Source organism: Streptococcus parasanguinis, assembly GCF_964238605.1.
Taxonomy (GTDB): domain Bacteria; phylum Bacillota; class Bacilli; order Lactobacillales; family Streptococcaceae; genus Streptococcus; species Streptococcus parasanguinis_AJ.
Map to the genome: position 1 here is coordinate 332,852 of NZ_CAXSMM010000001.1, position 12,703 is coordinate 345,554.

The following is a 12,703-nucleotide window of genomic DNA, read 5'->3' on the forward strand; positions in this document are numbered from 1 at the left end:
TCCTTTTTTTCTATTATTCATCTTTGTGAGCTTTGCCAAGTGACAAAAGGCTAGTGAGCATGAGCCCTAGGAAGCCAAAGAGAGTCCAAGGGCTTGTTGCTTGACCTGTTTTTGGAAGGCTTGGTTGGCTTGTCACTTCGATCTTATCTTTATCAGCTCTTTGAGCCAATTCTTGTGCAGTTTCTTCTTTTTGTCCCTTACGGAAGTCCATCAGATCCCGACCTTGGCTTGGTTTTTGAGGAATTTCAGAAGTAGCTGGATTAGTTGGCGTCATTGGATTACTTGGAACAATTGGTTTTTCTGCTTGATCTACTGGACTTGGGTCTTGTTCAGGATCTACTTTTGGATGAATGGTTGCAATTGGTAGGATCCGATCTGCTAATGTGGCATACTCTGTATCTTTTTCACTCGGTTGATAACGGAACAAGAGAGACCGACTGTCTTCTACGATTGGAATCGTTGCAGAAATAGAATCTGTCTTGAAGGTCACTTCATAAGGATCTGCAAAATAGATGTAATCTGGATCATAGGTGTGCAAACTCAAAACCAGTCGATGACCTTTTTTCACTGTATAGAGATTTGGTTGCAGATACATGGTGTAATCATGAAATTCATTTTCTTTCAGATCAATAGAATGACTAGAACTTGCTGAGTCATAGCGAGATGCTGGATTGGCCAGATTCATCCAACCACGCGCAATTACCACACTCTTAACCTTGTGGGTCTTGTAACGTTTGAGAGGCAAGGTTTCAAGATTGCTACCATTCCAGTAGCCTGTCTCATCGATGGTTTCTTTGTCTAATGTGCGTGTGCTGTAACCGTCTTTGTCATAGGTAATTTCTTCTTTGACCACATCAAAGTCTTCGTCTGAAACATCCATCAGGGTCGCACTGACATGCGCATGGTTTTTGTCTCCCTTGACAAATGCAGCGCTAAAATGCACAGGAATATGGCCTTTGATGGTGACATCTTGGTCGACAGGTGCTGCATAGGAAGCCGCTACTTCTGAGGAATGGAAGGCCGCATCTTGGTTACGTGTAGTCCAGTTATTTCCTGTACCATAGTAATCACCAGTTACAGTCACATCCTCCCGTTTGGAGTAGATACGAGCAGAAATAGCATTGCTGGTATCCCATTTATCAAAACGACGCCATTTACTTGGATCTAGATTGTCCTGAGCTGTTACTTGTGGAAGGTTTTCAATCCCATTTTCAATACCGTAGAGGTAATGGCTATACCAGAGATTCATCAGGTCATTAAAGGCTTGGCCTGCGACTTCTGTCCCTGACCAACGCGTAGATGGATAGATGTGATTGCCCTGGTGGAGCAAGACCTTGGCATCGATTCCCGCCTTCTTATAGGCTTCTAACATGAGTTCAAAATGTTTGGGTTTTACATTGTCATCATTGAGCCCTTGAATAATGAGAGGGGCTGCTTTCAAGTTAGCTGCGTTAAGCGTGTAGTCGCGTTTGGCATATTCTTCGTTATAATTATGACCATCCTTGTGTTGGAGCTCATTGAGCTTGGTGATATAGGCTGCATAGTAATCCTTGACCTTGTCCCAATCTTCCTTATCAAGGATTCGGCCTGAAGTATAGACAGATAGCCAAGATAGGTCATTGGAAGCTCCGGTATCAAGAGGAGATCCTTGGCTGTTGAAATGGTCGTACCAACTAGCAATCCCTGCAGCTGGCACAATGGTCTTGAGACCTTCCACTCCAGTAGACGCTACACCAAATGTTGTCGTACCTGCCCAAGATAAACCAGTCATAGCGACGTTTCCGTTGGACCAGTCCGCCTTAACTTCCTGGTTGCTAGTCTTATCAGAGTAAGCTTTGCGTTTACCATTGAGCCATTCAACGATATTTTTATAAGCAGCGACTTCAAGGTCAGAGCCGGTCGTATTGATCCCGTCTGATCCTTTTGAGCCCAAACCACTGCTGGTCACCACTGCATAACCACGAACTAAGAAATAATTGTACCAGTTAAGATTTTCATAATCATAATGTGTATAATCTTCAGAGCTTTCACGCGGATTGACATAGTACCAATCCTTTGGATCGGTCGCTTTGGCTACTTCTTCTGTCGTAACAGTCTTGGTTGCTTGGCGTTTAGCAGGTTTTTCATAGAGCTTGGCCATATCGAAGTTTCCACCTTCTTTGAGACCAATTGCCTCTAAGGTACGCTCTTCTGTCGTTCCTGTTACATAAGGGCTGGCTTCAAAGATGCTGGCTGCCTTATAGTCCCCATTGACAGCAGCTTTTGGCACCTGCACAAAAGTCTTGACCAAGTCAGGCTTGCCGTCTCCATCCGTGTCATAATCGGTCTCAACATAGACAATATAGCGCACGATGTCACTCTTGTCATAGGAGTAATGCTCCGGATCGTCTCCTGGCGTAAATGGGAAAATAGGTTGTGCTTTGCCATTCAAAAAGAGAGGAGTCTTCTTATCCGCGCGGTAAGCGGCACGGAGCTGTTTGGCTACATCAACCATCGAAGTGAGATTAGTAACCGGAGCAGAACCTTCCACTCCTTCCTTGACCATCCCTAGGCTCTTAGCAAAAGCTAATCGGTCTTTATCAGTAGATCCGACTTGATTTTCCTTAGTCGAAGCCCAGTTCAATAGTTGATTGACTGCCTCCGTCACAGTGACTTCTTTTTCATGATCCTGGTCGGGTACAGTTGCACCCGTAATTTTAGCCAAGTCTCCTTTGGTTACTTTTGGAGTCGCGCTCACCTCTTGACTGCCAACTGTAGGTGTCGCAGGCGCAGGGCTTGGCTGATTGGTTAGAGTGGGCTCAACAGTTGGGGCGCTCACTACCGCTGGACTTGACGCAGGTTCTTCATGTGGCTCAGTCGTCGGAGTAGTTGTCGGAGCGGTTGGCGAAGTGGTTGGTCTGTTAGTTTCTGAAACCTCTTCCACTTTTTCAGGCTGTACGATTTCTTTAGTGTCTCCTTGTGTTGAGGTCACTGTTTCAGTAACTTCAGGACTTGCCGTAGAAGGAGTCACCGTCTCCTCAGTAGTTGTGCTACTTACTTGGTCTGCTTGCACATGCTGGGCGAGTACAGCAGGACTAATCAGTAAACCTGCAACGAGTAGAGAAACAAGAGTTGTTTTTTTCATAAAATGGTCTCCTTTCACCATTTTCAAAGTCAGTCCTAGCGGGGCCCGACTCTATTATGTTATATTCTCACTTCATTTCTTTCATGTATGCGATTTCTTTTCTAGAAAGGGCTTGCTTCCAGCGCAAAAGTTTGTCGCATCCAACTATTTTTGGTAAAATAGGAACATTCACATGAAAGAAGAAATAAAAATGGAAAATCAAACCTTAATGCAATATTTTGAGTGGTATTTGCCCGCTGATGGGAACCACTGGACGCGTCTTGCTGAAGATGCGCAACACTTAGCAGACTTGGGTATTCGTAAAGTCTGGATGCCACCTGCCTTTAAAGCTACATCTAACAATGACGTTGGGTACGGAGTCTATGACCTCTTTGATTTGGGCGAGTTCGATCAAAAAGGAACGGTTCGTACCAAATACGGTTTCAAAGACGATTATCTTCAAGCCATTCAAGCCCTCAAAGATGCAGGGATTCAACCAATGGCCGATGTCGTTCTTAACCACAAAGCTGCTGCAGATGGTTTAGAAGAATTCGAGGTCGTTGAGGTCGATCCGATGGATCGAAACAAGATCCTTACCGAACCTTTCACCATTCAAGGATGGACCAAATTCACCTTTGATGGCCGAAATGGCGCCTATAATGACTTCCACTGGCATTGGTACCATTTCACCGGTACGGACTACGATGCTTCACGTAATAAAAGTGGGATCTACCAAATCCAAGGGGACAACAAAGGTTGGGCCCATGGAGATCTGGTTGACAAGGAAAACGGAAACTACGATTACCTCATGTACGCCGATATCGATTTCAAACATCCCGAGGTTGTAGAAAATCTCGACCAATGGGCTGAATGGTTTATCGAAACAACAGGGGTTGAGGGATTCCGTCTGGATGCAGTCAAACACATTGACTCCTTCTTTATGAAGAATTTCATCCACAATATCACCAAAAAATATGGTGAAGATTTCTACGTCTTTGGTGAATTTTGGAATGGGGACACAGAAACCAACGATGAGTACTTGGAAAGCATTGACTACTTATACGACTTGATCGATGTGGCCCTCCACCAAAATCTCTTCCGAGCTAGTCAAGAAGGTGAAAATTTCGACCTTCGAACTATTTTTGACGGAACACTAGCACTCAATCATCCTGAACAGGCCGTAACCTTTGTGGACAACCATGATACCCAACGAGGGCAAGCCTTGGAATCTACCATCCAAGAATGGTTTAAGCCTGCAGCCTATGCCTTGATCTTACTTCGTGAAGCTGGTTTGCCTTGTGTCTTCTATGGAGACTACTACGGTATCGAGGGCCAATTTGCGCAAGAAAGTTTCCAAGGGGTCCTCGATCGACTCTTATGGGTTCGTAAAGATCTGGCCTATGGGGAAGAAACGGACTACTTCGATGATCCTAATTGCATCGGTTGGACACGTTCAGGTTCAGAAGAATCAGCACCAATCGCCTGCTTGATTTCCAATAACCAAGCTGCTACAAAAGTCATGGAGATCGGCTCATCCTACGCAGGCCTCACCTACTATGATGTACTAGAAAATTGTAGCGAAACCGTCCAAGTCCAAGAAGACGGTACTGCTGAATTCCCAGTGGCAGAACGTTCCGTCAGTGTCTGGGTAGCCCAAGATACAGAGGGGCAATAACCTTTATATGTAATTTTCTCCTAGGATCTACACCTTCCTAGGAGAATTTTTTCCTGTAAAAATTTTATAGGAAATACAGCTTCATTTTAGCACTATAAGAAAGCGCTGTCAATGGGTATCGCGTCTATTTGAAAGAAATAAAGAGCATCAAAAAAACTCGTTTTCCGGTTTGGAAAACGAGTCTTCTTTTTAGCTCAATTCTGCAATGATTTCTTTCAATTGGGCTTTCGTATGAACTCCAGCCACTTGTTTGACAACTTGTCCATCTTTTTTAAAGAGAAGAGTTGGAATCGACATGATACCGAATTGACGCGCTGTATTTGGATTTTCATCGACATCCATCTTACAGATTTTCAAATCATCTTCATGTACTTCTTCTGCCAACTGATCCAAGATTGGAGCTTGCATGCGGCATGGACCGCACCAAGTTGCCCAAAAGTCAATCAAGACAAGGCCTTGGCTGGTTTCTTGTTCAAAAGTTGCATCTGTGATTATGTGTGCCATATTTCCTCCTTTTTCAGTAGTGACTACTGATTCTGCATTTCTACTTTTATTTTACACTAAAAGATGCCATTTTAGAAATATTTGCTACGGGGAGTCCTTAGGCATCTTCTCTCTTTTTGCGCCAAAAGATGAGGCTAGAAGCTGTTAGGCTGATCACCCCTAAGAGACCCAGAGCATGATCTTTGCTCCCTGTTTGAGGAAGGGTATGGTCTACCTGCTCTCCTCCTACTGCAGGAGTCACTTCTTGAGGATCTTCTGCCAATCCTTGTGAAACAAATTGAGGTCCATAAGATACAGCTAGTGTAAGATGAGATTGCTCTTGTCTTGCTGATCCTGTTTGCATCTGTTCATCTTTTTCAGGAAGAGTTTGGCTTGGTTGGACAAGGTGTTCTGGAGTTGGAAGCGTATATTCTTCCTTGTAGTGCACTTCTGGAGCGACTAGAGCAGCTCCTTCTATTTCTGGCAATTTCGCATAGTCAGTATCTGTTGCACTTGGTACATAGGCTGCCTTTTGGGCGCGGGTCTTTTCGACAATTGGAATCGCAGCCTGGATAGAATCTGTCTTGAAGGTCACTTCATATGGATGCTCCACCGTTAAATCAGACGGGTCATAGGTGTTAAAGACTAGAGCTAACTTATGACCTTTCTTAACCGTATAGAGATTTGGTTGGAGATAAACCGTGTAATCGTGGTATTCCCCAACTTTTGGCTCAATGCTAGTGCGTGAGCTTGCTGAATCGTAGCCAGACTCAGGGTTCGCAAGGTTGATCCAGCCTTTCGCGATCACCTTGTACTTGGTCTTGATGGTTTCGTATTCGGCAACAGATAGGTTGCTTAAATTGCTTCCCATCCAGAAACCGTCTGCTGTTTTATCTTGCTTGACGCTACCATTTCCCACCACGTCAAAATCCTCATCTGCCACATCTACCAAGAGAGCGTTGATTTGGAAATTCTTTCCTTGACCTTTGGCAAGTGCTGCCTTGAAATGAACGGGGATGTGGCCCTTGATCGTAGTGTCCTCAGTAACATCAGAAGCAAAGGTCAGATTGGCCTTAGAGGATGCTTTGCTGACGGTTTCATTACGGTTAGCGATCTCGACACCCGCAGCCGCATAGTCACTAGAAATGGTTTCTTCTAGACGTTTAGACCTTGCATTCAAGAAGAGACGTTGACTACTCTTCCAGTTATCATAGCTGGTCCACTTGCTTGGATCATAGTTGTTTTGAGCTAGAACCGCTGGCAAACTTTCGACGTGATTGTCCACACCGTAGAGGTAATGGGTCAGCCAGGTATTGAGCAGGTCATAAAAGTCCTGACCATTGGCAGTGATGCCGTATCCCCGTGACATAGCCGCTGGATAGACGTGATCTCCTTGGTGGAGATAGAGCTTGACATCTTGTCCTGCTTTCTTGAGAGCATCGTACATGAGTTCAAAGTGTTTGGTCTTAACATTGTCATCATTCAAGCCATGGACGATCAGGGCGCTGGTCTTGAGATTTTCTGGATGAAGGGTATAATCCCGCTCCTTCCAGACATCACTGTAGTTACGATCATGGGCGTACTGGTCCTTGTTCAATTGATTGATGTAGTTGGAATAGTTTTGCCAAATCCCTGCCCAGTCGTCTTGGTCCAGCATCCGTGTGCTAACGTAGAGGGAGAGCCATGAAAGGTCACTATAAGGGGCATTGCCAAACTGGGTTCCTTGGCTATTGAAATAATCATACCAAGAGGCAATCCCTGCTGCTGGAACAATGGTCTTTAGACCTTCTACGCCTGTTGCTGCCACACCAAAGGTCGTGGTTCCAGCCCAGGAGAGACCTGTCATAGCGACATTGCCTGTTGCCCAGTCTGCCTTGATTTCAACATTGCTAGTCTTATCGGTGTAGGCCTTGCGTTTGCCATTGACCCATTCGATGATATTCTTAAAGGCATTGATTTCGAGATCAGACCCCGTCGTATTAAATCCTTCTGATCCCTTGGTACCAAGTCCAGCACTGGAGATAAAGGCATAGCCTCTGACCAAGAAATAGTCGTACCAGTTGAGATCTTCGTAGTCATAGATATACTCGTAGGGACTGTAGTAATACCAATCCGAAGCCTTGGCTTTTTTGGCTGCTTCTACTGTTGTTTCACTGCTTACTGGCTGTCTCTTTGCAGGTTGGTTGTGCAGCTTCTTCATGTCGTAACTACCGTCCGTAGGAAGCCCCAAACTTTCAAGAGTCACATAGTTTTCATCGAGCGTCCCCGCTACGTAAGGGCGTGCTTCTAGAATGGTGGCTGCCTTAAAATCACCTTGCGCTACGGCTTTTGGTAATTGAACAATGGCTTTGACTAAGTCAGGCTTACCATCTGCATCGGTATCGTAGTCCGTTTCGACATAGACTGGGAAGCGCACAATTTGGCTGTCCTCATATTTGTAGTCTTGGTCTGCTTTTTCTCCCGTTGTATAAGGGAAAATCGGTTGGGCACGACCATTTAAAAAGAGCGGACTTTTCTTTTCAGCCCGGTAGGCATCGTAGAGTTTCTTAGCTGTTTCATACATCTTGGCCAATTCTGGCTGACTAACCTTACGAGTCAGATCTTCTGATTTTTCAATCAAGCCTAAACTCTTGGCAAAGCGTTCGCGATCTGCTTGGCTTTGGCCCAATTGGCTAGGATCTGTTGCTGCCCATTGAAGCAAGCCATTAACAGCATCTTGGACCGTCAACTCTTTAGAGGCTTGATCCGCTGCAAGGGTGCTACCTGTGACCTTTGCCAAATCCTGACTTGTTGCCGGAGCTTCTGAAGAAGGAGCAGATTGAGGCCCAGCTTCCCTGTTTGTTGCTGCTGGAGTTGCTACTGGGACCGTAGGCTCACTTTGTCTTGTGTGTTCTTCTGTAGCAGGGGCTACTTGATTTGCAACTGCCGTCCGATCCAGCGATGCCTCATTCGAGCTTGCAGCTTCTTCACTAGTGGCAGTACTTGTGTCACTTGTTGTCGGTCTTGCTTCGGAAGCTGGAGCATGGACCACTTCTGTCGATGGGGCTAGCTCTTCTGTCTGCTCATCTGCTGCTGCTACTTGATGCAAGACCATCGGTGCGATCAATAAACTTGATGCGACAATGGAAACCATTGTTTTCTTTTTCATGTCAGTCTCCTTACTTTTTTTGTAATCAACACCCCTATTATACTATGTAAGCGTTTTTATATCAAATAGATATTCAAATGATCCAAAAAAAAAACCGAGGCATCAGCCCCGGTTATCGATCCTTATTTGACGTGTTTCTTAAGATCTTCTTGTGCTTTTTTGTTTGACTCTGCTTGTTCTTTTTGCCATTTTTCAAGGGCTTTGTTGTAGTCAGCAGTTGTCACAGCTTTATCTTGGAGTTTCATTCCTTTGTAGATCACGTGGTCTTTTCCTTTACCACCAGTCCATGCAAATGGAGCTGAGAATGGTTCGATACGTGTCAAGAATGGACGTCCAGTTGATGAAGAAGTTGGCATAACAAGGGCACTATCTGTCAACCAAGCTTGCGCTGCCGCATATTTTTCATAGCGTTTGTTGACGTCTTGTGTTTCTGCACCAGCATCTTTGATCATCTTTTCAAAGTCGTACAGACCAACTTTTTTAGCTGCTTCATTGTTTTCACTTGGGTCAAATCCAAGGAAAGTTTTAGTATTTTCACCAGATGAAGCTTTCAAGATATCCATGTAAGTTGATGGGTCTTGGTAGTCAGGGCTCCATCCAACATTATCAGAGAGATCCCAGTCTTCGCCAGCCGCATTTGGCGCAAAGAGGGTCACATTTTGAAGGTCTTCTTTCGAAAGCATTTGGATATCGATGACGATATTTTCTTTACCAAGTGCTTCTTCAACTGATTGTTTGAAGGATTGTACCCGTTGAACTCTTGATGGTGTGGTTTGGTCTACAGGCATATCGATGTGAATTGGGAATTTCACACCTTCTGCTTCCAAGGCAGTCTTCGCTTTTGCAAGCTCTTCCTTCGCTTTCTTAGCATCGAAGAGACCATTTTGACCATCGTCTAGTTTAGTAGATTTCCACTCATCTCCGTAGGTATCCAATTGAGTTTTCACCATTTCACCAAAGGTCTTACCATCAGCTTGGACAAATGTTGGTGGAATGTAGAGGTTACGGATGATCTTGCTTGCTCCGTCTTTTCCGTTCAATTGAGCAGCATACGCTTCACGGTTGAAGGCAAAGCTGATCGCTTGACGGAAGTCCTTGTTCAAGAGAGCTTTCTTAGTAGATTGTTTTTCTTCATCGGTCTTCTTAGCAGTGTGTTTGTAAGATTGACGGTCGATGTTGGTACCAATAACATAAGAAGCGGCATCTTGAGGAGTGTAGGTGATTTCGTCTTTGAATTCTTTGGCTTGCTCTGAGTAACCAGATCCAGTTGGGAAGAGTTTTGCCAAGCTAAGAGCATTTTCACCGAATGATTTGGCCAATTTACTTTGGTCTTGTCCATCGTAGAATTCCAATTTCACATCTGAGATGTAGACCTTGTCTTTATCCCAGTAGTTTTCATTCTTGGTCATTTCGATAGAAGATTTTGAAGTAAAGCTCTTCAAGATGTAAGGACCATTGTAAAGAAGAGAGCTGGTGTCACTTGCTTGAGCGAATTTATCCCCTTTTGATTTCACGAATTTTTCGTTGACAGGGAAAGTGATCCCAAGAGTCAATTTAGAGTTCCAGTAAGATTCTGGTTGGTTCAAAGTGATTTGAAGGGTATGATCATCAACTGCTTTTACTCCTACAGCTGAGAAATCTTTATTTTTACCACTGACGTAGTCATTCAAGCCTTTGATAGAATCCTGGATGATATAGAGCATTTCTGATTTGTTATCAGCCGCATATTTGATCCCTGTGACGAAATCTTTAGCTGTTACATCCGCATACTCTTCGCCTTCTGAATCATACCATTTAGCATCGTCACGAAGTTTATAAGTATAAGTCAAGCCATCTTGCGAAACTGTCCAATCTTTTGCAAGAGATGGAATCAAGTTCCCGTATTTATCATTTTCAAACAAACCATCAATCAAGTTTCCAGTGATATCGTGGGTTGCTGCTTTACCAGATGTGATATAGTTTAGGTTTTCTGGCTCAGTCTCATAGACATATGAGAATTTTTGACCGTTACTTGAGCTAGATGATTTAGAACCACCCGAACAAGCTGCTAGGATACCTGCTGAAAGGAGGGCAACCCCCGCAAGTGCAATGACATTTCTTTTTTTCATGTAAATCTCCTCAAGAAATTTTAAGTTTATTTTAAGATTATACCACAAAGGTTTTCAGAAGAAAAGGAATTTTCAGAAAATTTTTGTATTATGAAAAAAACTACTCCGGAGAGTAGTTCCATTTTTTACTCTACTAAGTCGCTCTTGAGGTAGGCATCGACCATGCGCTCTGTTGCGACTACAGAATCCAAGTGAGTCCGCTCATAAGAGTGGCTAGATTCGATTCCTGCTCCGAGAAGAGCATGTTTGACTTCTGCTCCTGCGCTCATGGCTGCAGAGGCATCTGATCCATAGAAAGGATAGATGTCCAACTTATAAGGGATTTCTTGGGCTTTTGCCAAGGCTACCAAATGCTGACGGAACTCATAGTGATATGGTCCAGAAGCGTCTTTGACACAGATGGATACCGTGTATTCATCCGTCGCTTGGTCGTCTCCCATAGCTCCCATGTCCACTGCCAAGTATTCGACCACTTCAGCTGGAATACTAGAATTAGCCCCATGCCCCACTTCTTCAAAGACTGAAAAGGCAAAGGTGGTCGTTACTGGCAATTGGATCTGCTCTTCCTTGTACACGCGCAGAAGATTCAAGAGAATCGCCGCACTTACCTTGTCATCTAAGTGACGAGATTTAATAAAGCCAGTATCTGTCACAATGGTCCGGGGATCAAAGCTGACAAAATCACCCACTTCAATGCCAAGGGCACGGGTTTCTTTTTCATTGGTCACTTTTTCATCTAGACGGACTTCCATATTGTCCTGGGTCCGCTCTACAGTTCCCGCATCCTTGTAGACATGGCAAGAAGTCTGATGGACCAAAATAGTCCCAGAATGGGTCTTTCCTGTATTGGCTACATGGACTGTACAATTTTCCCCTTCAATCATATTCCAAGGGAAACCACCGATACGGTCTAACTTGAGGCGACCATCTGCTTTCACCGCGCGGACAATAGCTCCCAAGGTATCCACATGGGCTGTGACGTAGCGTTGCTTGTCTGTGATCACACCAGGCACGGTCACATTCACGCCTCCCTTAGCAGTCCGAGTTACTTCGTACCCAAAGCCTTCAATGGTTTTGACCAAGTATTCTGCGATCTCACGTGTAAAACCGGTCGGGGAAGGAATGGCTGTCAATTCCTGCAAATAAGTCACTGTCTGATTCATAATGCCTCCAAATGTGTTTTTCTTTATTCTAGCATGAAATAGGTGGAATAGCTAGAGGAGAGGTTACAGGTTGGAGTTTTTCAACTCTTCCCGTACTTGCATTAGGAGAAAGCCAGAGTTCTATTTATATTTTCAACACATTTTGGGAGAGATTCATCTAGTGCACCTAAAATAAAAAAAGAAACTTGTCCACAACTAACGGTGTCTAAACAAGTTCCACGCAGGCTATTTCAATGGTGATACATAATTATCAGGATAAAATATGATGTAATTTTTGACAATATCTGTTAGACTATCTTCAGTTATGTTTCTCCACTTATGGAGATAGAAGGTTTCAGACTTGAGAACAGAGTGAAACCATTCGATACAGCCATTATCTGCTATTTCGCCTCTTTTCTGAGAATTCTTACACTCCTGTTTCCAGCGATAAAGGTGGAGCGTTTGACGCCGAAACATTCTAAAATAATCGATACAGGGCACGTTTTCTTATACTCTTCTACTAGCTTGATAAGACTTACTTTGTCGATTCTCTTATCAAGTTCTGATACTTTTTTAGTAATTCTACCTGCAAACGTAACTGTTCCACTTCAGATAACTGTTTCATCCCATTACCATAAGTATATTGTTTCCCCACGGGTTGTTGGAAACGGTACAATTCATCATTCTGATACCATCGCTACCAGGTCTTGGCCTGACTAGCATTTTTGATGCTGAGGGTATCCATGATAACTTTATTTGATTTGCCTGCCTTCTTCATTTCGATACAGGCTAGCTTAGTTTCTACTGAATATGCTTTTTGACCATAACAAAACACCCCTGTTTCTAGTTTACCAGAATTCAACAGGAGTGTTTTCTTGTGTCTCATTTTATGGGTGCAGTGCCGACCCTAGGGATTCTTTCGTTCTCATATATACGTCATTAGTATAGGCTAATTTGATTTAAATTCCAAGAGAAATAACATTTTACATAAAAATCAGTGGGTATTTTACAATTTTTGCATATAATAGAGCTAAAAAACAATTG

Annotated in this window: 6 protein-coding genes and 1 pseudogene; 1 reads left to right on the forward strand and 6 read right to left on the reverse strand. The window is 43.8% G+C overall.

The annotated features are described in order from the left end of the window. Nucleotides 1-13: 13 nt before the first annotated feature. Entirely contained in the window at nucleotides 14-3,124 is a 3,111-nt protein-coding gene (locus tag ACESR9_RS01685; RefSeq protein ID WP_373105174.1) for a CocE/NonD family hydrolase, read from the reverse strand. 172 nt (nucleotides 3,125-3,296) lie between these two features. On the opposite strand from ACESR9_RS01685, the gene ACESR9_RS01690 reads away from it, so the two are divergent. Then, entirely contained in the window at nucleotides 3,297-4,778 is a 1,482-nt protein-coding gene (locus ACESR9_RS01690; RefSeq protein ID WP_223141787.1) for an alpha-amylase, read from the forward strand. Between the two features lie 189 nt (nucleotides 4,779-4,967). Here ACESR9_RS01690 and trxA read toward each other — a convergent pair whose 3' ends face one another. The 5 genes and pseudogenes from trxA to ACESR9_RS01715 all read right to left on the reverse strand — a co-directional run. Next, a complete protein-coding gene (trxA, locus tag ACESR9_RS01695; protein WP_049483759.1) occupies nucleotides 4,968-5,282 on the reverse strand; it encodes a thioredoxin in 315 nt (104 codons plus the stop codon). Between the two features lie 97 nt (nucleotides 5,283-5,379). Beyond that, on the reverse strand, nucleotides 5,380-8,409 hold the full coding sequence (locus ACESR9_RS01700) for a CocE/NonD family hydrolase (protein WP_373105177.1): 3,030 nt from the start codon (nucleotides 8,407-8,409) through the stop codon (nucleotides 5,380-5,382). Nucleotides 8,410-8,531: 122 nt separating this feature from the next. After that, complete coding sequence (locus tag ACESR9_RS01705; RefSeq protein WP_021153433.1) at nucleotides 8,532-10,517, reverse strand: peptide ABC transporter substrate-binding protein; 1,986 nt, start codon at nucleotides 10,515-10,517, stop codon at nucleotides 8,532-8,534. Nucleotides 10,518-10,642: 125 nt separating this feature from the next. Then, nucleotides 10,643-11,680 (reverse strand): M42 family metallopeptidase, encoded by a 1,038-nt coding sequence (locus ACESR9_RS01710; protein WP_373105179.1) that lies wholly within the window; start codon nucleotides 11,678-11,680, stop codon nucleotides 10,643-10,645. A gap of 550 nt (nucleotides 11,681-12,230) precedes the next feature. Continuing rightward, nucleotides 12,231-12,437 (reverse strand): annotated as a pseudogene (locus tag ACESR9_RS01715) (IS3-like element ISBt2 family transposase); the annotation flags it as partial. Nucleotides 12,438-12,703: the final 266 nt, after the last annotated feature.

Coding starts and splice junctions, on each gene's coding strand:
- ACESR9_RS01690 (WP_223141787.1), top strand. CDS start 3,297: ATGAAAGAAGAAATAAAAATGGAAAATCAAACCTTAATGCAATATTTT.
- ACESR9_RS01710 (WP_373105179.1), bottom strand. CDS start 11,680: ATGAATCAGACAGTGACTTATTTGCAGGAATTGACAGCCATTCCTTCC.
- ACESR9_RS01705 (WP_021153433.1), bottom strand. CDS start 10,517: ATGAAAAAAAGAAATGTCATTGCACTTGCGGGGGTTGCCCTCCTTTCA.
- ACESR9_RS01700 (WP_373105177.1), bottom strand. CDS start 8,409: ATGAAAAAGAAAACAATGGTTTCCATTGTCGCATCAAGTTTATTGATC.
- trxA (WP_049483759.1), bottom strand. CDS start 5,282: ATGGCACACATAATCACAGATGCAACTTTTGAACAAGAAACCAGCCAA.
- ACESR9_RS01685 (WP_373105174.1), bottom strand. CDS start 3,124: ATGAAAAAAACAACTCTTGTTTCTCTACTCGTTGCAGGTTTACTGATT.